Consider the following 20916-nt stretch of genomic DNA (forward strand, 5'->3'; position numbering starts at 1 on the left):
ACAATAAATGTGTGAAAGAAGAGCGGGTAGTGATACTCGCTCTTCTTTTTTGCTTGGGACAATTTCGTAAAACTTTAGGAGGTGTCAACCATAGCAAAAGATCAAACTCAAATTAATGAGAAAATTCGTGCAAAAGAACTACGTTTAATAGGCCAAGATGGAGAACAAATTGGTGTGAAACCTAAACGTGAAGCGTTAGAAATGGCTGAACGTGTAGATTTAGATTTAGTTGTTGTAGCACCAAACGCTAAACCACCTGTTGCGAGAATTATGGACTACGGTAAATATAAATTCGAACAACAGAAAAAAGAAAAAGAAATGAAAAAGAAACAAAAAGTTATCAATGTTAAAGAAATACGTTTAAGTCCAACTATTGAAGAACATGACTTCCAAACTAAGTTGAAAAATGGACGTAAATTCTTATCTAAAGGCGATAAATGTAAAGTTTCTATTCGTTTCAGAGGACGTGCGATTACGCATAAAGAAATTGGTCAACGCGTATTAGAAAAATTTGTAGATGAATGTAAAGATATCGCAACTGTTGAACAAAAACCTAAAATGGAAGGGCGCCAAATGTTTATTATGTTAGCGCCTGTCAATGAAAAATAATCGTCAATTAATAGGAGGAAATGAATCATGCCTAAAATGAAAACTCACCGTGGAGCAGCTAAACGTGTTAAAAGAACTGGTTCAGGTCAATTAAAACGTTCAAGAGCTTTCACATCTCACTTATTCGCAAATAAAAACACTAAACAAAAACGTCAATTACGTAAAGCTAAATTAGTGTCTAAAAGTGATATGAAACGTGTAAAACAATTATTAGCATACAAAAAATAAGAAATAGTACGATAGTTAATATCTAAGGAGGAATTTATTATGCCACGAGTTAAAGGTGGAACAGTTACAAGAGCCCGTCGTAAAAAAACGATTAAATTAGCTAAAGGTTACTTCGGTGCGAAACACACATTATACAAAGTAGCTAAACAACAAGTAATGAAATCAGGTCAATATGCTTTCCGTGACCGTCGTCAACGTAAACGTGATTTCCGTAAATTATGGATCACTCGTATTAATGCGGCTGCACGTCAACATGACATGAGCTATTCTCGTTTAATGAACGGCTTGAAAAAAGCTGAAATCGACATTAACCGTAAAATGTTATCAGAAATCGCTATTTCTGACGACAAAGCTTTCGGTGAATTAGTATCTAAAGCTAAAGAAGCTTTAAAATAATAATTGATTAAGAGATGATGTAGAGGTCATCTCTTTTTTTATTGCCAAATCGCAAGTGTTAAATCGCAAAATATAATGATTTTTGCTAAAATGACAGGTATAAAAGTATAAATTCAAAAGGAGATAAAAATGTCTAAATTTGATGAACAAATTATCGTTGTACCAAGAAGTGTATTATTTAATGATGATAAAAATGCTTTCAATGGTTTTTTACATAAAAATAATATTAAAGGAAAAGACATCTTTAACGCTTTAAGTGAATATGAAGTCAAAAGACGTGGTGATATGGAAGAAGATCCTACGTTTAAACAGCTTATCTCTTATTGTTTATTGGAAAATGAAAAAGGAGAAATTCTTGTCTACGAACGTCTATCTGGTGGCGGAGAAGAGAGATTACACGGTCAATCTTCTATTGGTGTAGGAGGTCACATGAATGACGTCGTTGGTGCAGATTCTATTAATGAAGTTTTAAGAGTTAATGCGCAAAGAGAATTGGAAGAAGAAGTAGGTCTAGCTAGTGAAGATTCACAAAATATGGAATACATTGGTTTTATTAATGATGATACTAATGAAGTAGGTAAAGTTCATATGGGTGTAGTGTTTAAAATTACTGTCCAAACTTCTGATGTTGAAGCAAAAGAAACTGATACACTTAGAATAAAGTGGGTAGAAAAAGGAAGTATTGAATCTTACGATGATTTTGAGACATGGAGTGCTTTAATTCTTCAAGACCTATAAAGATTGGAGTGCATAATAATTGTCGAATGTAATTCCTTTTCCACAATCTGAACAAAAAATAATCACGCAAATAAAAAACGCTCAACACAATCATGATTATGAAGAAATGTATAACCTATTTGAGACCTACGAAAGACATTTCGAACTTACTGAAGATCTTGCTTTGAAAAAATGTTGGATGCTTAATCAAATGAGTTCATTTTTAGAATTAAGGGAAGAAGCCATTATATTATTGAAGCGTGGATTGAGTTGTTATGATGACTTAATGATTTATTACGTTAAGAGTTTAAATGGTTTAGGTCAATATTATCAGACAGTTGAAGTAATCAATCAAATTATTGATGAAGTGCGTGATCATAAAACAAGAATGGCACTCTTTCCTTTAAAAGAGTATGCACAATCTAAATTAGATGAAGATCGACAAATGATTTCATCATCTCTTTCAAAATTCGAAGATTATAATAGTAGAGAACAAACAGCGTTAGTTTTACAACTGATTGATAATGGACATTATCAATTTAAAGAGAGTGTTGCGCATTTATTATCAACATTGAAATTACCTCATAATATTATGAGCCTCATGTTAGAATATTTAAGATTTGCTGAATACGATAATGAAATTGTAATCAGAAAGTATGGTCAAGAGGTAAACGTCATACCTTCAAACCTAACTGGATTAGAACATACAACGATGAAAGAAACTGTGATTCCTCAAGTGATACAAAGGCTTGAAGAAGGCGCATTACACATTGTAGATGAAGCGCATCATATTATGAATAATCATTCAATACTCTTATATCCATTAGAAATTAAATCTCTATACCATATTGATGAATGGATTAATGCTTATGATGTTTATTTTAAATCATTAATTGGTATAGAAATAACTGTTGAGAATTTAAACACATTAGAATTTATTAAATCTTTAGATATTGAGAACTGAAATTCATTTGTTGCAAATTTAGAAAAAGAAATTTAATATAGTATCTATTGAAAATAAATAAACTTGAAAAACTCAGTGTTTTCAATGTTTGTTTACGATTTAAACCTATGATATAATAGGGAAGTTGAAAAAAATAAATTAGTCAATCATGGAGGTATTTATACATGACAGCAACTTGGGAAAAAAAGGAAGGTAACGAAGGCGTATTAACAGTTACAGTTCCTGCAGAAAAAGTAGACAAAGCATTAGATCAAGCATTTAAAAAAGTAGTTAAACAAATTAATGTGCCTGGTTTCCGTAAAGGTAAAGTGCCTCGTCCAATCTTTGAACAACGTTTTGGTGTAGAAGCATTATACCAAGATGCAGTAGATATCTTATTACCTGAAGCTTATGGAGAAGCTATTGATGAAACTGGTATTAATCCAGTAGCACAACCTGAAGTAAGTGTTACTCAAATCGAAAAAGGTAAAGACTTTATCTTCGATGCTACAGTTACAGTTGAACCAGAAGTTGAATTAGGTGAATATAAAGGTCTTAAAATTGAAAAACAAGAGACTGAACTTACTGATGAAGAATTACAAGAATCTATTGATCACAGTTTAGGCCACTTAGCTGAAATGGTTGTTAAAGAAGATGGCGCTGTTGAAAATGGCGACACAGTAAACATTGACTTTAGTGGTTCAGTTGATGGTGAAGAATTTGAAGGCGGTCAAGCTGAAGGCTATGACCTAGAAGTTGGTTCAGGTTCATTCATCCCAGGATTCGAAGAGCAATTAGAAGGTATGAAAACTGGAGAAGAAAAAGACGTTGTTGTAACTTTCCCAGAAGAATATCATGCTGAAGAATTAGCAGGTAAAGAAGCTACTTTCAAAACAAAAGTAAATGAAATCAAATATAAAGAAGTGCCTGAGCTTACTGATGAAGTAGCAAATGAATTAGATTCAAATGCTGAAACTGTAGATGAATATAAAGAAAACTTACGTAAACGTTTATCTGAACAAAAAGCTACAGAAGCTGAAAATACTGAAAAAGAAGAAGCAATCAACAAAGCTACTGACAACACAACAATTGATATCCCAGAAGCTATGGTTAACACTGAATTAGACCGTATGATTCAAGAATTCGGTCAAAGAATTCAACAACAAGGTTTAGACTTACAAACGTATTATCAAATCTCTGGTCAAAACGAAGAACAATTAAGAGAGCAAATGAAAGATGATGCTGAACAACGTGTTAAAACAAACTTAACGCTTACAGCTATTGCAGATGCTGAGAATGTTGAAGTTTCTGACGAAGATATCGATAAAGAACTAGAAAAAATGAGTGAACAGTTTAATATTTCAGTTGAAGATATTAAATCAACTTTAGGTAATACAGATATCGTGAAAAATGATGTACGTATTCAAAAAGTTATCGATTTATTAAGAGATAACGCTAAATATGTTGAATCAACAAAAGAAGACTAATTATTAGGTGAAGTTACTTTGACGATATCATCAACAAAGTATAATTAATCAAAGATTGTTCATATTTAATGACTAAGTGAAAAAGGTAGCAGATACATGTAATGTGTATCTGCTATAACTATTTAAGCAGATAAATTGTAAATGCACAAAGTTGCATTGTAGAATGCAATCTAGTATAGTCTTTAAGGAATAGGGGTGTAAAAAAGAATGTTCAAATTCAATGAAGATGAAGAAAACTTAAAATGTTCTTTCTGCGGTAAAGACCAAGATCAAGTTAAAAAATTAGTCGCAGGAAGTGGCGTATATATTTGTAACGAGTGTATTGAGCTTTGCTCAGAAATCGTTGAAGAAGAATTAGCTCAAAATACGTCAGAAGGATTTACTGAATTACCAACTCCTAAAGAAATTATGGATCATTTAAATGAATATGTCATTGGCCAAGAAAAAGCAAAAAAATCATTGGCTGTTGCAGTTTATAACCACTATAAACGTATTCAACAATTAGGCCCTAGTGAAGATGATGTAGAGTTACAAAAAAGTAATATCGCATTAATTGGTCCTACAGGTAGCGGTAAAACATTATTAGCGCAAACATTAGCTAAGACGCTTAATGTACCATTTGCGATTGCAGATGCTACAAGTCTTACTGAAGCAGGCTATGTCGGCGACGACGTTGAAAATATTCTATTACGTTTAATCCAAGCTGCTGACTTTGATATAGATAAAGCTGAAAAAGGTATTATATATGTCGATGAAATTGATAAAATAGCTCGTAAATCTGAGAATACTTCTATTACACGTGATGTGTCTGGTGAAGGTGTTCAACAAGCCTTACTTAAAATTTTAGAAGGTACAACTGCAAGTGTTCCTCCACAAGGTGGACGTAAACATCCAAACCAAGAGTTAATCCAGATTGATACTACGAATATTTTATTCATCTTGGGTGGTGCCTTTGACGGAATTGATGAAGTAATCAAACGTCGTTTAGGTGAGAAAGTAATTGGATTTGCTAGTAATGAAGCTGATAAATATGATGAAGAAGCTTTATTAGAACAAATTCGACCAGAAGATTTACAATCATATGGTTTAATTCCTGAATTTATTGGACGTGTACCGATTGTTGCTAACCTTGAAACATTAGATATTGCAGCACTTAAAAATATCTTAACGCAACCGAAAAATGCGTTAGTTAAACAATATACTAAGATGCTAGAATTAGATAATGTTGAATTAGAATTTACTGATGAAGCATTATCAGCAATTAGTGAGAAAGCAATCGAACGTAAAACAGGTGCACGTGGCTTGCGTTCAATTATTGAAGAAGCACTTATTGATATCATGTATGATGTTCCTTCAACTGAAAATGTAAGCAAAGTTGTTATTACTGAACAAACAATTAATGAAGAAATTGAACCTGAACTATACGATTCTGAAGGTAATCTTGTTAACGAAAGTAAAACTTCAGCATAATTCATATTGATGAAACATACTGAGCCACATAAGTTGTGGCTCAGTTTTTTTATATAAATCACACCGTAATATGATTTCAAACATATCTTATCGACATAAAATCATTTATAATGTTAGAGTTAAGTTAAATTTAAGTGATAAAGAGAGGATAAAATATGAATATCAATCCTAATAATATCGAATTAATCATCAGTGCTGTGCAAAAATCTCAATACCCTGAAACAGAGATGGCCGAAGTTGCATTAAGCGGACGTTCTAATGTGGGTAAATCGACTTTCATTAATAGTATGATAGGACGTAAGAATATGGCTCGTACTTCCCAACAACCAGGGAAAACGCAAACGCTCAATTTCTTTAATATAGATGAACAGCTTATCTTTGTCGATGTACCTGGATATGGTTATGCTAAAGTGAGTAAAGTTCAAAGAGAAAAGTTTGGTAAAATGATTGAAGAGTATTTAACACAACGAGAAAATCTACAACTTGTTATTCAACTGGTCGATCTACGACATAATCCAACTGAAGATGATGTACTCATGTATAATTATTTGAAACATTTTGATATTCCAACATTAGTGATTTGTACCAAAGAGGATAAAATTGCTAAAGGTAAAGTTCAAAAACACATTAAAAATATTAAAGAAAAATTAGATCTTGAACCTGAAGATGAGATAATCAGCTATTCTTCTATTAAAAATAGTAAACAACAGCAAGTTTGGGATATCATTGCTTCTTATTTATAACTATTCTTATGTATAAGTAATTAAAATCACAGAAATATAAAATCTTGTAAATACGAATGAATGATTTGTTACTATTTTGACAAAATTTTGAAGTTACATTAGAATATTTCTAATTTATTTGAGCATTCAACTTAATTGTGTAAATAAATGTGTTATACTTGGTTTATTGTTAGTATATGGAGGGCGTTATAAATGCATTTTATTGCAATTAGCATAAATCATCGTACTGCTGATGTAGCACTAAGAGAGCAAGTAGCTTTCAGAGATGATGCCTTGCGATTAGCCCATGAAGATTTATATGAAACGAAATCCATTTTAGAAAACGTCATATTATCTACATGTAATCGTACTGAAGTATACGCCGTAGTTGACCAAATTCATACAGGACGTTACTATATCCAACGTTTCTTAGCACGTTCTTTTGGATTTGAAGTAGATGATATTAAAGAAATGTCAGAAGTCAAAGTGGGGGACGACGCAGTAGAACATTTATTGCGTGTGATTTCTGGCCTTGATTCAATAGTACTTGGAGAAACTCAAATTCTAGGTCAAATGCGTGATGCATTTTTCTTAGCACAAGAAACAGGTACTACTGGAACTATATTTAATCATTTATTCAAACAGGCGATTACTTTTGCTAAACGCGCACACAGTGAAACTGATATTGCAGATAATGCTGTCAGTGTTTCTTATGCTGCCGTTGAATTAGCTAAAAAGGTATTCGGAAAATTGAAAAGCAAACATGCTGTCATTATTGGTGCAGGGGAAATGAGCGAATTATCACTCTTAAATCTGTTAGGTTCTGGAATTTCAAATATCACTATCGTCAATCGTACAGTAGCTAAAGCTGAAGTGTTAGCTAATAAGCACAATGTCTCTTACGATTCTTTAGATGCTTTGCCATCATTATTAGAGCAAACTGATATTGTGATTAGTTCTACAAGTTCTCAAGACTATATCATTACCAATCACATGATTGATCAAATTTCTGATCGTAGAAAAGGCGATTCATTAGTCATGATTGATATTGCTGTTCCTCGTGATATCGAACCAGGAATTGATGCGATTACGAATATCTTCAATTATGATGTTGACGATTTAAAAGGTTTAGTCGATGCAAACTTAAGAGAACGTCAACTTGCAGCCGAAGCAATTGCACAACAAATCCCTAATGAAATTGATTCCCACAATGAATGGGTCAATATGTTAGGTGTTGTTCCTGTTATTCGTGCTTTACGAGAAAAAGCGATGAATATACAATCTGAAACGATGGAAAGTATCGATCACAAGTTGCCGAATCTTTCAGAGAGAGAAAGAAAGGTTATTTCTAAACATACAAAAAGTATTATTAACCAAATGTTGAAAGATCCAATCAAACAGGCTAAAGAATTAAGCAGTGATAAGAAAAGTACTGAAAAATTAGAGCTATTTCAAAACATTTTTGACATTGAAGCCGAAGATCCTAGAGAAAAGGCTAAGCTAGAAAAAGAAAGTAAAGCAAAGGAAATTTCTGCTCGTCGAATTTTTAGTTTTGAATAAGCATATTAATATGGTGATAATATGCAAGAAACCCTGTTTATTAGATTTCATGAATTTATATTAATTATTTATATATTGAGCATAGTATGCTACTTTGTGGACTTTATAAGAAAAAGTTATAAAGTTAGGACTTTAGGCGTTTATTCACTAGGGATTGTTTGGATATTACAAACAATCTCTTTATCTGTTTTTATCATTCAAACAGAGAAGGTCCCTTTAAATTCTATATTTGATGTCTTTTTCACGTTGACGTGGATTATTATAACGATTTCTCTAGTATTGAATTTAATTAAAGTACTTAATTTTTCTGTATTTTTCTTGAATCTTATAGGATTAATACTTATGGCAATGAATACGTTCCAGCCGAAAAATTATCAAACTCAAATCCAACAAGTAGCAGTTATAAATGAGTTGTTGCTTGTGCATATTGGATTAGCTGTATTAAGTTACGCTTTCTTTGCCGTAGCATTTGTGAATGCATTATTATATATTATTCAATATAGAAACTTAAAAGAGAAAAACTTTGATCAAAATTATTTTAGAATCGGTAGTGTGGGTACTTTAGAGTCAATTATTTTTTATTCAACTCTAACAGGTTTTATTGTACTCATTTTAAGTATTATATTAGGCGCGCAATGGGGCGTTTTCGCAGTAGGTAATAAAATATTTATAGATCCTAAAGTCATACTTTCTTCGGTCATTACATTCTTATATGGCGTTTACATTTTTTTACGTATCAAAAAATGGATTACTCAAAGAAATTTAGTGTATTTTAATATCATTTTATTTTGTCTTTGTATGATTAATCTGTTCTTTACAGCCCACTTTACTTAAAAATAAATTTAAGCACTTAAGGACGAAGCAAAATAAACAAAACAGACTGTTAATAATCTTTTGTTAAAATTAAAGAGTATTGAGATTTAAGTTATGTTTTTAAAAGGCTTATCTACAGTCTGTCATCTATTTCAATCATTTTAAGAAGATACTAGTACCTAGGAGGCATTCAACATATGCGTAAACTCGTTGTTGGATCACGTAGAAGTAAATTAGCTTTAACACAGAGTCAACAGTTTATAGATAAATTAAAGGAAATTGAACCTGATTTAGATATTGAGATTAAAGAGATTGTTACCAAAGGTGATAAAATAGTTGATAAACAATTATCTAAAGTTGGGGGCAAAGGACTTTTTGTTAAAGAAATTCAAAACGAATTATTTAATAAAGATATCGATATGGCTATCCATTCATTAAAAGATGTACCAAGCATTATCCCTGAAGGGCTTACGTTAGGATGTATACCGGATAGAGAAGTACCATTTGACGCATACATTTCGAAGAATCATACACCTTTAAGTGAATTACCTGAAGGTAGTATTGTGGGCACAAGCTCATTACGTCGTGGTGCTCAAATTCTTTCCAAGTATCCACATTTAGAAATTAAATGGATTCGTGGAAACATCGATACTCGCTTGAATAAATTAGAAACAGAAGACTATGACGCTATTATTTTAGCGGCAGCTGGCTTAAGACGCATGGGCTGGTCAGATGATATCGTTACCACTTATTTAGATAAAGATATTCTCTTACCAGCAATCGGACAAGGCGCATTAGGTATAGAATGTAGAAGTGATGATGAAGAACTTCTTGATCTACTTAAAAAGGTTCATAATCACGAAGTTGCACAATGCGTGACAGCTGAACGTACTTTCCTATCTGAGATGGATGGTAGTTGCCAAGTTCCTATCGGAGGTTATGCAACGATTGACGGTAATAGTCAAATTGAATTTACGGGATTAATTATGACACCTGACGGAAAAGAGCGTTATGAACATACCGCTAGAGGTCACAATCCTGTTGAGTTAGGACAAGAAGTAAGTCGTGTTTTAAAAGAACAAGGTGCTTATGAAATCATTAGAAAGTTAAATGAAGAAAATTAATTATATAACCATACCTTAGAGGTGGCACTAAAATGATGAAACCAGTGATAGTTATGACGCAAACAAGTAAAGTTCAAAGTGATTTAGTGAATATTATTCACAAACCATTGATACAAATTCAAGAACTTTCTTTTAATGAACATTTGCTCAATCATAGCTATGACTGGCTTATTTTTTCGTCAAAAAATGCAGTTAAATACTTTTATGCATATTTAAAAAGCGTTAAAGTTAAAAAGGTAGCAGTTATTGGAGCTAAAACTGCTCAATACTGCAAAGATTTAAATATTCATGTTGACTTTCTTCCACAAGATTTTTCACAAGAAGGATTTTTAGCAGAATTTCAAAATAAGGACCAAAAAATATTACTTCCATCAAGTCAGTACGCACGGCCTAAATTAGCAAATCAATTGAACAAATATAATGATGTTACTAAGATAGATTTGTATCGACCTGTACCGCATCAACAACATATTGAGGAAGTAAAACAATTAGTAAAAGAAAAACACATTGATGCTATTACTTTTTCTAGTTCATCGGCTGTTAGATTTTATTTTAGTGATAATAATATTCCAGAATTTAATCATTATTATGCGATAGGAAAACAGACGGCTGATACGCTGAAAGAATATCATCAAAATGTTCGGATTGCTGATCAACAAACTTCAGAATCATTAATAGATAAAATTTTAGAAAGTAGGGACAATAATGAAATTTGATAGACATAGAAGATTACGTTCTTCACAAACAATGCGTGATTTGGTAAGAGAAACACATGTGAGAAAAAAAGATTTAATTTATCCAATCTTTGTGGTTGAAAAAGATGATGTTAAAAGTGAGATTCAATCTCTTCCAGGTGTATATCAAATTAGTTTAAATTTATTACATGAAGAAATTAAAGAAGCTTATGACCTAGGCATAAGAGCGATTATGTTCTTTGGTGTTCCGAATGAAAAAGATGATGTAGGTTCTGGCGCATATGATCATAATGGCGTTGTTCAAGAGGCAACTCGAATTGCTAAAAAAATGTATAGTGATTTATTAATTGTTGCTGATACATGTCTTTGTGAATATACAGATCATGGTCACTGTGGTGTGATAGATGATCATACACATGATGTAGATAATGACAAGTCATTACCTTTATTAGTGAAAACTGCAATTTCTCAAGTAGAAGCAGGAGCAGATATTATTGCTCCAAGTAATATGATGGATGGCTTTGTTGCTGAAATCAGAGAAGGTTTAGACCAAGCAGGTTATGAAAATATTCCAATCATGAGTTACGGTATTAAATATGCATCTAGTTTCTTCGGTCCTTTCCGAGACGCTGCAGATTCAGCACCATCTTTTGGAGATAGAAAAACATATCAAATGGATCCTGCCAATCGTCTAGAGGCTTTAAGAGAATTAGAAAGTGACCTTAAAGAAGGTTGCGATATGATGATTGTTAAACCTGCATTAAGCTACTTAGATATTTTGAGAGATGTTAAGAACAATACTAATGTACCTGTAGTAGCTTATAATGTCAGCGGCGAATATAGTATGACTAAAGCTGCTGCACTTAACGGTTGGATTGACGAAGAAAAAATCGTAATGGAACAAATGGTTTCTATGAAGCGTGCGGGCGCTGACTTAATCATTACGTATTTTGCAAAAGATATTTGTCGTTATTTAGATAAATAATAATACGCTACTAAGGAGGCACTTAATTATGGGTTATGAAAAATCTATTAAAGCAATGGAAAAAGCGGAACAACTTATGCCTGGTGGGGTGAATAGTCCTGTAAGAGCATTTAAATCAGTTGATACGCCTGCAATTTTTATGGATCATGCTGAAGGTTCCAAAATATATGACATCGATGGCAATGAGTATATAGACTATGTTTTAAGTTGGGGGCCTCTCATTTTAGGACATAAAAATAAACAAGTTATAGAAAAACTTCATGAAGCAGTAGATAATGGTACAAGTTTTGGTGCTTCAACTTTACAAGAAAATAAACTTGCAGAACTTGTCATTGACCGTGTTCCATCAATAGAAAAGGTTAGAATGGTGTCATCAGGTACTGAAGCTACATTAGATACATTGCGTCTTGCAAGAGGTTATACTGGTCGCAACAAGATCATTAAATTTGAAGGTTGCTACCATGGACATAGTGACTCGCTACTAATTAAAGCTGGTTCTGGTGTAGCAACATTAGGCTTGCCGGACTCTCCAGGTGTACCAGAAGGTATTGCTAAAAATACCATCACTGTACCATACAATGATTTAAATTCCCTTAAACTCGCATTTGAAAAGTATGGCGACGACATTGCAGGTGTGATTGTTGAGCCTGTTGCTGGGAATATGGGCGTTGTACCTCCTGTCGAAGGATTTTTACAAGGTTTACGTGATATTACAAATGAATATGGTGCATTACTCATCTTTGATGAAGTTATGACAGGTTTCCGTGTAGGTTATAATTGTGCTCAAGGTTACTTTGGCGTAACACCAGATTTAACTTGTTTAGGAAAAGTCATCGGTGGCGGTTTACCAGTTGGTGCCTTTGGCGGTAAAAAAGAAATTATGGATCAAATCGCTCCTGTTGGAAATATTTACCAAGCAGGTACGTTATCAGGTAATCCATTAGCTATGACGAGTGGCTATGAGACATTAAGTCAACTTACACCTGAGTCGTACGAATATTTCAATGAATTAGGAGATATTTTAGAAAAAGGTCTTAAAGAAGTATTTGGTAAGCATAATGTGCCTATTACAGTTAACAGAGCTGGTTCAATGATTGGTTATTTCTTAAATAAAGGTCCAGTAACTAATTTTGATGAAGCTAATCAAAGTGATTTAGAACTATTCAGTAATATGTATAGAGAAATGGCAAAAGAGGGCGTATTCTTACCACCTTCACAATTTGAAGGAACATTCCTATCAATGGCACATACTAAAGAGGACATTGAAAAAACGATTCAAGCATTTGATAATGCCTTAAGTCGCATTGTATGATAAATTTAATTTAATATAAGATAACAATTTAGTGAGGCTGAGACATGATTGATTATCTCAGCCTCATTTAACATATTGACAGTAAATGTCTGAGTAGAATGATCAAGGAATCATATAATTTAAGGTTCAACGATTTCTATTTAACTTCTGTACTCAAGAAAGTGGCGTGATAGGATGAATAAAATACAAAGAAATAACTTTATTGTCTTAGCTTTAGCCATTATTTTAAGTTTAACTTTAAAATTTTCACATATATTATTACCGTTCATGTTTGGTCCGATGATTGCAGCAATTTTATGTGTGAAAGTTTTCAAGTTAGAAATCAAATGGCCATTTTGGTTAAGCCAAACTGGTTTAATATTTTTAGGTATACAAATTGGTTCTACCTTTACGAAGACAGTCATAGGTGATATTAGGAATGATTGGTTAACCATCATCATTATTACGGTACTATTACTAGTCCTAGCGTTATTCATTGCTTACTTCTTTAAAAAGATTGCTCAAGTTAACACAGAAACAGCTATTTTAAGCGTGATTCCAGGTGCGCTAAGTCAAATGTTAATAATGGCGGAAGAAGATAAAAGAGCAAATATTTTAGTAGTCAGTTTAACTCAAACCTCACGAATTATATTTGTTGTGATTTTAGTACCGCTGATTTCTTACTTTTTCAGAGATTCTAGTAGTTCTTCTGAAGGAGCTAGCATGAAAGTAGCGCCATTCACGCAAGCGTTAGAAATATGGCAAATTGCACTTCTACTATTATTAGTTGCAATTGTTTATATTTTAATGGCTAAAATTAATTTTCCTACGAAACAGTTACTTGCACCAATCGTGGTACTTATAGTTTGGAACATGACAACAAATCTTACTTTTACATTAGATCATTGGTTATTAGCGTCTGCACAAGTTGTGTATATGATTCGTATCGGAATACAAATTGCTTATTTGCTGAATGACTTGAAGGGCAGGATCGCTGTAGCAATTGCATTTCAAAATATCATGTTAATTCTATCTGCATTTATCATGGTTGTCATTGTGCATGTGTTTACCAATAATTCCATCAATGAATTATTCTTAGGTGCAGCGCCAGGTGGTATGAGCCAAATCGTACTTGTGGCTATGGCAACAGGTGCTGACGTTGCAATGATATCAAGCTATCATATATTTAGAATCTTCTTTATCTTATTTGTTATCGCACCATTAATTGGTTACTTCTTAAAATACAGAGCAAGATATAATGAAAAGTAAAAGAGGCGGGAAACCTTATCGTTTATACTCTGGGAAACCGATTAACGGTGTCCCAAAAGCAGGATTTTCGGCAGTAACACTCACAATTCGACAAAATTTGAGAAACAATTTTGCTCATTGTTCGGTTCTGCTCAAATCCTAAACGCTTTTGTCCCGACCTCTTTTTAATTTTATGCATGTGAAGGTTTGACAGGGCAACCTTCTAAATGTGAATCGTATAAGCCAGCAGCTTCTAAAAAAGAAAAGACAGTCACTGGACCTAAAAATTTAAAACCGTATTTCTTAAGATCTTTCGAAAGTTGTGTTGCGCGTTCATCAACTGTTATTCGATCACTTGGCTTTTTATATCCCATATCAATAGGCTTATTGTTTACGTATGACCATAAGAAATCACTAAAACTATTATAATCTTGTTCGATTTTTAAATAACCTTGAGCTTGACTCACAATTGCTTCTAGCTTCTTTCTGTTATGAACGATGTTAGGAAATTCCATTAATCGGTCGATATCTTTGCTCGTCATTTGAGCAACCTTTTCAGGATCAAAGTTATAAAAAGCTTCTTCGTATGCATCTTTTTTCTTTAAAATAGTTAGCCATGATAAACCTGCATGTTGTGACTCTAAAGCAATCAGTTTAAACAATTCCTTACTATCGTATAATGGTTGCCCCCAAAATTCATCGTGATATTCTAAGTATGTTTCATCCTTTGTACTAAAGGCACACTCATTCATAAATTTTACCTCCAATACATTGACTTATTGATATATCCATTATACTATAAGTGAGTAAATGAATATAATGTTAGGGAAGAGTAAATTCTAATCATTTTATAGAGAGCATATATTTGGTGGAAATATGTAAGTGGTTTGAATTGAAGGTAGCCCGTTAATAACTTTCACTGAACATATATATAGTAGGTGAAAGCGTGTTTGAGCGTTAATCTAATACTTAAGTGCTTGAAGACATTACATGTAACAAATTGAGAATGTAATTCTTCTTGAATATAGGTGGTACCACGGAACATCCGTCCTATTTTTATAGGGTGGGTGTTTTTAATTTATTAGGAGGATTTTTTATGGAAATGAAACCGAAATACGATCCAAGAGAAGTTGAAGCGGGTCGTTATGAAGAATGGGTAAAAAATGGTTATTTTAAACCGTCAGAAGATAAATCGAAAGATACATATACGATTGTGATTCCACCACCCAATGTAACTGGGAAGTTGCATTTAGGACATGCATGGGATACAACGTTACAAGATATTATTACACGTATGAAACGTATGCAAGGTTATGACACTTTATATCTTCCTGGTATGGACCATGCTGGGATTGCAACACAAGCTAAAGTTGAAGCAAAATTAAACGAACAAGGTATTTCTAGACATGACCTTGGACGAGATAAATTCTTAGAACAAGCATGGGATTGGAAAGAAGAATATGCGTCATTTATTAGACAACAATGGGCTAAACTTGGTCTAGGTTTAGATTATAGTAGAGAGCGTTTTACTTTAGATGAAGGATTAAGTAAAGCTGTTCGAAAAGTGTTTGTCGATTTATATAATAAAGGTATTATCTATCGCGGTGAAAGAATCATTAACTGGGATCCTCAAGCAAGAACAGCGTTATCTGATATAGAAGTTATCCATGAGGACGTTCAGGGTGCATTTTATCATTTTAAATATCCATTTGCAGATGGCGAAGGGTATATTGAAATTGCGACAACACGTCCAGAAACAATGCTTGGAGATACAGCCATTGTCGTCAATCCTAATGATGAACGTTATAAAGACGTTATTGGCAAAAAGGTAATTTTACCTATAGTAGGTAGAGAGTTGCCTATTCTTGCAGACGAATATGTTGATATCGAATTCGGTTCTGGTGCAATGAAAGTCACTCCAGCACATGATCCAAATGACTTTGAAATTGGTCAACGTCACAATCTGGAAAATATTATCGTGATGGATGAATACGGTAAAATGAACGATAAAGCTGGAAAATACGAAGGTATGGATCGCTTCGATTGTCGTAAACAACTTGTTGAAGATTTGAAAGCACAAGATTTAGTGATTAAAATTGAGGAACATACACACTCTGTGGGTCATTCAGAGCGAACAGGTGCGATTGTAGAGCCTTACTTATCAACACAATGGTTCGTTAAAATGAAACCACTAGCGCAAAGAGCATTAGATAATCAAAAAACCGACGATAGAATCGACTTCTTCCCTGGACGCTTTGAAAATACGTTCAATCGTTGGATGGAAGAAATCAGAGACTGGACGATTTCTCGTCAGTTATGGTGGGGACACCAAATTCCAGCATGGTATCATAAAGAAACGAATGAAATTTATGTTGGTGAAGAAGCACCAAAAGATATCGAAAATTGGATCCAAGATGAAGACGTATTGGATACGTGGTTTTCAAGTGCATTATGGCCATTCTCTACATTAGGTTGGCCTGATACGGACTCAGAAGACTTTAAACGTTATTATCCAACGAATGCATTAGTAACTGGTTATGACATTATCTTCTTCTGGGTAGCTAGAATGATATTCCAAGGATTAGAATTTACAGATAGAAGACCATTCAATGATGTGTTACTTCATGGGTTAGTAAGAGCTGAAGACGGACGTAAAATGAGTAAGTCTTTAGGGAATGGCGTTGATCCTATGGATGTAATTGATGAATATGGTGCGGATAGTTTAAGATATTTCTTAGCTACTGGTTCATCTCCAGGTCATGATTTACGTTATTCAACTGAAAAAGTAGAATCTGTTTGGAACTTTATCAATAAAATATGGAATGCAGCGCGTTTTAGCTTAATGAATATCGGCGAAGACTTTAAAGTAGAAGATATCGATTTATCAGGTGAATTATCTTTAGCGGATAAGTGGATTTTAACAAGATTAAATGAAACAATTAAAACAGTAACAGAGTTAAGTGACAAATATGAATTTGGCGAAGTAGGACGTGCACTTTATAACTTTATTTGGGATGAATTCTGTGATTGGTATATTGAAATGAGTAAGATACCAATGAATAGTGATGATGAAACTCAAAAACAAACAACACGTTCAGTATTGAGTTATGTACTCGATAAAATTATGAAAATGTTGCATCCATTTATGCCATTTGTTACTGAAACAATTTGGCAAAGTTTACCTCACGAAGGTGAAACAATTGTCAATGCAAGTTGGCCGACGGTTAAGCAAGAATTTACATTTGACGAAAGTAAACAAACAATGCAACAACTTGTTGAAATCATCAAATCAGTTCGTCAATCAAGAGTTGAAGTGAATACGCCACTTTCTAAATCGATACCAATTTTAATTCAAACTAAGGATGAGAATGTTAAACAAACGCTTAAAGAGAATGTGAGTTATTTACACAAATTCTGTAATCCTAGTGAGTTAATCATTGATACAGAAATCGATATTCCTGAAAAGGCAATGACTTCAATGGTCGTAGCTGGTAAAGTCGTTCTACCACTTGAAGGTCTTATTGATATGGAAAAAGAAATTGCACGTTTGGAGAAAGAACTAGATAAACTTCAAAGTGAATTAGATAGAGTAGATAAAAAACTTTCAAATGAGAACTTTGTAAATAAAGCTCCGGAAAAAGTTATAAATGAAGAGAAAGAAAAACAACAACATTATCAAGAAAAATATGATGGTGTTAAATCACGAATTGAACAATTAAAAGCATAGGAGTATGATCATGAATTACCTAGACAGCTTGTATTGGATACATGAAAGATCGAAATTTGGTATTAAACCTGGTGTCAAGCGTATGGAATGGATGTTAGAACAATTTAATAATCCTCAAGATAAGATTAGAGGTATTCATGTTGGTGGCACGAATGGTAAGGGGTCTACGGTAGCTTATCTGAGAACTGCTTTAGTGGAAAATGGCTATGAAGTAGGTACCTTTACTTCACCATTTATCGAAAGTTTTAATGAGCGCATTAGCTTGAATGGAACACCAATTACAAATGACGAACTTGTTCAACTTGTTGAACGCGTCAAACCTGTAAGCGAAGCCTTAGAAACTGAAACTGAATTAGGGGGCGCTACGGAATTCGAAATTATTACTACGATGATGTTCCTATACTTTGGAGAGATTCATCCAGTTGATTTCGTTATTATTGAAGCAGGGTTAGGAATTAAACACGATTCCACGAATGTATTTAAACCTATTTTATCTATTTTAACTAGCATTGGACTTGATCACACCGATATTCTTGGTACAACTTATTTAGATATAGCTAAAGATAAAGCAGCTATTATTAAGCCTAATACACCGATTATATATGCAGTTAAAAATGATGATGCTTTAAAATATGTTAGGGACTATGCTTTAGAGCAAAATGCGAAACCTATTGAACTAGATCGAGAAATAACGATCATTTCACAAGATGATGAATTTACTTATCGATATAAGGATTATGAGCTAGAGACGATTCTTTTAAATATGCTTGGAGAACATCAAAAAGAGAATGCTTCGTTAGCTATTACAGCACTTATAGAACTTAATGAAGCGCATATGATTGATCTTGACTTTAATAAAATGATTGATGGTATTGAATCTGTAAATTGGACAGGTCGTATTGAACAAGTTAAAGAACATCCACTTATGGTTATTGATGGTGCGCATAATAATGAAAGTGTAGAAGCGCTAATAGACACAATTAAACATTATTATGGCCGAGATAAAATTGATGTACTTTTTTCTGCAATTAAAGGGAAGCCTATCAATAGTATGATGAGTAATCTAAGCGATATTGCATCAAGATTTTATATTGCCGACTTTGACTTTCCAAAAGCGTTAACTAAAGAAGAAATTGCTGAAGAAATTAATTTTGAAAATATAGAACTTGTAGATGACTACGTTCAATTTATAGAAAATTATCAAGGTGAAGGCTTAATCATTACTGGAAGTTTATACTTTATCAGTGAAGTAAAAGCTAAAACAAAATTTAATTAATTAACTAAAAGAGCAAAACAGGTTGTTATACTTCCTTGTTTTGCTCTTTTGTTGTGTTGAAGGTGCAAAAACTTGAATGATTATAAATAGGAAATTTCTCTATTTTGTTAACGGAATTTTAGAGGAATACAAGTTATTTACATTGAGTTGAAAATACTTATAATAAATTTAAGGAGGATGATATATGGTTCTACTTGCATATTCATGTAGTGTGATTTTCAGCTTTTTATATCAATTTAGTCATAAAGGTTTTCTCAGTTTGAGATACTTTTATACAAGGTCTAGATGTGATTACTGTGCTGAAATAATTAAACCTTATGATTTATTACCGATTATCAGTTTTATTACGTTAAATGGTCGTTCACGTTGTTGTCGACAAAAATTACAAATATACTACTTTATAGGTGAAGTTCTGTCTGTTATTCCGATATTCCTTTATTCGATGACAAATACAAATATTCATTTTGTACTTTTTCTAACCACTTTTCTATTCTTACTTACAATGTCTCTCTACGATATGCATTCAATGACAGTCGATTTAAGACTCGTATGTATCTATATCATTATCACATGTTTGTTTTCACATATTTATTTTTGGAATTTTTTAATTGTATTTACTATAACCCATACATTATATCTATTTATGTATAAACTTATTGGATATGGCGATATTATTATCTTTAATATGCTTGCATTGTTTTTACCGTTGAAACTCTCTTTTTATTTGTTTATCTTCACTTTTATAATAGGTGGATTAGTCGTGATTCTTTTTAAATTGTTTATTAAAAAAGATATTAAATATATTCCACTTATCCCTTTTATATTTCTTTCCTTTGTAACTAACGCACTTTTTTATCAAGAAATAAATCAATTTTTAGGAGGCGATTTTTATTGAAAATTAATGAAATGGCAGTGTCAGAAAAACCTAGAGAACGGTTGATGAATTTTGGTGCTCAAAGTCTATCGAATGTTGAATTGTTAGCTATTCTTATCAACACAGGAAGAAAAGGTTTCTCAAGCATTGATATAGCGAATGAATTAATAAAGAATCATCATTCAATTCGAGAATTAAAAAAACTGTCAATCAATGATTTGTTAAGAATAAAAGGTATAGGATTATATAAAGCAATCACGTTAAAAGCTGCTTTTGAGTTAGGGGAAAGATTAAATGCAACGAGTACGATTGATAAAGTGAAAATTACAAGCCCTGGCGATGTAGCTGAATTAATGATGTCTAAAATGAAAGATTTGGAGCAAGAACATTTCGTAGTGTTATTACTTAATTCGAAAAATATTGTTATTAAACAATCGTGGATATATAAAGGTACACTCAATAGTTCGATTATCCATCCAAGAGAGGTATTTAATATAGCAATAAGAGAATCTTCAAATGCAATGATTGTTGTACATAATCATCCATCTGGTGATGTGACTCCATCAAGAGAGGACATAACTACAACATTACGTTTAAAAGAATGTGGAGCTATCTTAGGTATCGAATTGTTAGATCATATTATTATAGGAGATAATAAATTTACGAGTTTAGTAGAAGCGGGCTATTTTGAAGATAATTCAATTTAATATCGTCCTTTCGATTGTTTATTTTATCCATGTAAAAATAAAAA

General features: G+C 32.8%; 20 protein-coding genes and 2 other annotated features (1 of these 22 cut by a window edge). Of the genes, 19 read left to right on the forward strand and 1 reads right to left on the reverse strand.

Translation table 11 applies throughout. The features are described 5' to 3' along the window. Positions 1-54 (forward strand) — a sequence feature (ribosomal protein L20 leader region) (it extends 70 nt beyond the left edge of the window). Between the two features lie 27 nt (positions 55-81). The 15 genes from infC to HMPREF2580_RS05405 all read left to right on the forward strand — a co-directional run bounded on the left by infC (position 82) and on the right by HMPREF2580_RS05405 (position 14309). After that, positions 82-609 carry a translation initiation factor IF-3 gene (gene infC / locus HMPREF2580_RS05335; protein WP_002443322.1) on the forward strand — a complete coding sequence of 176 codons (528 nt, stop codon included), beginning with the start codon at positions 82-84 and terminating at the stop codon, positions 607-609. Positions 610-636: 27 nt separating this feature from the next. After that, entirely contained in the window at positions 637-837 is a 201-nt protein-coding gene (gene rpmI, locus HMPREF2580_RS05340) for a 50S ribosomal protein L35 (protein ID WP_001830767.1), read from the forward strand. A 39-nt stretch (positions 838-876) separates the two neighbouring features. Continuing rightward, the gene (rplT, locus tag HMPREF2580_RS05345) at positions 877-1233 is read left to right on the forward strand and encodes a 50S ribosomal protein L20 (RefSeq protein ID WP_044466739.1); all 357 of its coding nucleotides are present in this window, start codon (positions 877-879) and stop codon (positions 1231-1233) included. 129 nt (positions 1234-1362) lie between these two features. Next, a complete protein-coding gene (locus tag HMPREF2580_RS05350) occupies positions 1363-1971 on the forward strand; it encodes an NUDIX domain-containing protein (RefSeq protein WP_070830931.1) in 609 nt (202 codons plus the stop codon). 19 nt (positions 1972-1990) lie between these two features. Further along, positions 1991-2914 carry a hypothetical protein gene (locus HMPREF2580_RS05355; RefSeq protein ID WP_070830934.1) on the forward strand — a complete coding sequence of 308 codons (924 nt, stop codon included), beginning with the start codon at positions 1991-1993 and terminating at the stop codon, positions 2912-2914. A gap of 164 nt (positions 2915-3078) precedes the next feature. Then, positions 3079-4380 carry a trigger factor gene (gene tig / locus HMPREF2580_RS05360; protein WP_070830936.1) on the forward strand — a complete coding sequence of 434 codons (1302 nt, stop codon included), beginning with the start codon at positions 3079-3081 and terminating at the stop codon, positions 4378-4380. 207 nt (positions 4381-4587) lie between these two features. Next, on the forward strand, positions 4588-5850 hold the full coding sequence (gene clpX, locus HMPREF2580_RS05365) for an ATP-dependent Clp protease ATP-binding subunit ClpX (RefSeq protein ID WP_002443310.1): 1263 nt from the start codon (positions 4588-4590) through the stop codon (positions 5848-5850). Positions 5851-6005: 155 nt separating this feature from the next. Further along, positions 6006-6593: a ribosome biogenesis GTP-binding protein YihA/YsxC gene (gene yihA, locus HMPREF2580_RS05370; RefSeq protein ID WP_070830939.1), complete on the forward strand. Its 588-nt coding sequence runs from the start codon at positions 6006-6008 to the stop codon at positions 6591-6593. Positions 6594-6785: 192 nt separating this feature from the next. Continuing rightward, the gene (gene hemA / locus HMPREF2580_RS05375) at positions 6786-8132 is read left to right on the forward strand and encodes a glutamyl-tRNA reductase (RefSeq protein ID WP_070830942.1); all 1347 of its coding nucleotides are present in this window, start codon (positions 6786-6788) and stop codon (positions 8130-8132) included. 21 nt (positions 8133-8153) lie between these two features. Then, positions 8154-8966: a cytochrome C assembly family protein gene (locus HMPREF2580_RS05380; RefSeq protein WP_002443305.1), complete on the forward strand. Its 813-nt coding sequence runs from the start codon at positions 8154-8156 to the stop codon at positions 8964-8966. Positions 8967-9142: 176 nt separating this feature from the next. Further along, positions 9143-10069: a hydroxymethylbilane synthase gene (hemC, locus tag HMPREF2580_RS05385; protein WP_070830945.1), complete on the forward strand. Its 927-nt coding sequence runs from the start codon at positions 9143-9145 to the stop codon at positions 10067-10069. Positions 10070-10104: 35 nt separating this feature from the next. Further along, positions 10105-10785: a uroporphyrinogen-III synthase gene (locus tag HMPREF2580_RS05390; RefSeq protein WP_070832581.1), complete on the forward strand. Its 681-nt coding sequence runs from the start codon at positions 10105-10107 to the stop codon at positions 10783-10785. After that, positions 10775-11749 carry a porphobilinogen synthase gene (hemB, locus tag HMPREF2580_RS05395; protein WP_070830948.1) on the forward strand — a complete coding sequence of 325 codons (975 nt, stop codon included), beginning with the start codon at positions 10775-10777 and terminating at the stop codon, positions 11747-11749. The genes HMPREF2580_RS05390 and hemB overlap by 11 nt, the downstream gene beginning before the upstream one ends. Positions 11750-11777: 28 nt before the next feature. Then, positions 11778-13061, forward strand: a complete 1284-nt coding sequence (gene hemL, locus HMPREF2580_RS05400; RefSeq protein ID WP_002443297.1) for a glutamate-1-semialdehyde 2,1-aminomutase — start codon at positions 11778-11780, stop codon at positions 13059-13061. A 174-nt stretch (positions 13062-13235) separates the two neighbouring features. Further along, on the forward strand, positions 13236-14309 hold the full coding sequence (locus HMPREF2580_RS05405; protein ID WP_070830951.1) for an AbrB family transcriptional regulator: 1074 nt from the start codon (positions 13236-13238) through the stop codon (positions 14307-14309). Positions 14310-14479: 170 nt separating this feature from the next. Here the strand turns inward: HMPREF2580_RS05405 and HMPREF2580_RS05410 are convergent, their stop codons facing one another. Beyond that, the gene (locus tag HMPREF2580_RS05410; protein ID WP_070830955.1) at positions 14480-15040 is read right to left on the reverse strand and encodes a DNA-3-methyladenine glycosylase I; all 561 of its coding nucleotides are present in this window, start codon (positions 15038-15040) and stop codon (positions 14480-14482) included. Between the two features lie 58 nt (positions 15041-15098). Next, positions 15099-15344, forward strand: a binding site (T-box leader). A 40-nt stretch (positions 15345-15384) separates the two neighbouring features. Here HMPREF2580_RS05410 and HMPREF2580_RS05415 point away from each other — a divergent pair. The 4 genes from HMPREF2580_RS05415 (at position 15385) to radC (ending at position 20872) form a co-directional block, all read left to right on the forward strand. Continuing rightward, the gene (locus HMPREF2580_RS05415) at positions 15385-18015 is read left to right on the forward strand and encodes a valine--tRNA ligase (RefSeq protein ID WP_070830958.1); all 2631 of its coding nucleotides are present in this window, start codon (positions 15385-15387) and stop codon (positions 18013-18015) included. 10 nt (positions 18016-18025) lie between these two features. Next, entirely contained in the window at positions 18026-19291 is a 1266-nt protein-coding gene (locus HMPREF2580_RS05420; protein ID WP_037541497.1) for a bifunctional folylpolyglutamate synthase/dihydrofolate synthase, read from the forward strand. Positions 19292-19475: 184 nt separating this feature from the next. Beyond that, positions 19476-20186, forward strand: a complete 711-nt coding sequence (locus HMPREF2580_RS05425; protein WP_070830961.1) for a prepilin peptidase — start codon at positions 19476-19478, stop codon at positions 20184-20186. Then, a complete protein-coding gene (gene radC / locus HMPREF2580_RS05430) occupies positions 20183-20872 on the forward strand; it encodes a RadC family protein (protein ID WP_002443283.1) in 690 nt (229 codons plus the stop codon). The genes HMPREF2580_RS05425 and radC overlap by 4 nt, the downstream gene beginning before the upstream one ends. Positions 20873-20916 lie beyond the last annotated feature (44 nt).

It is taken from the genome of Staphylococcus sp. HMSC036D05, from assembly GCF_001836225.1.
Taxonomy (GTDB): domain Bacteria; phylum Bacillota; class Bacilli; order Staphylococcales; family Staphylococcaceae; genus Staphylococcus; species Staphylococcus caprae.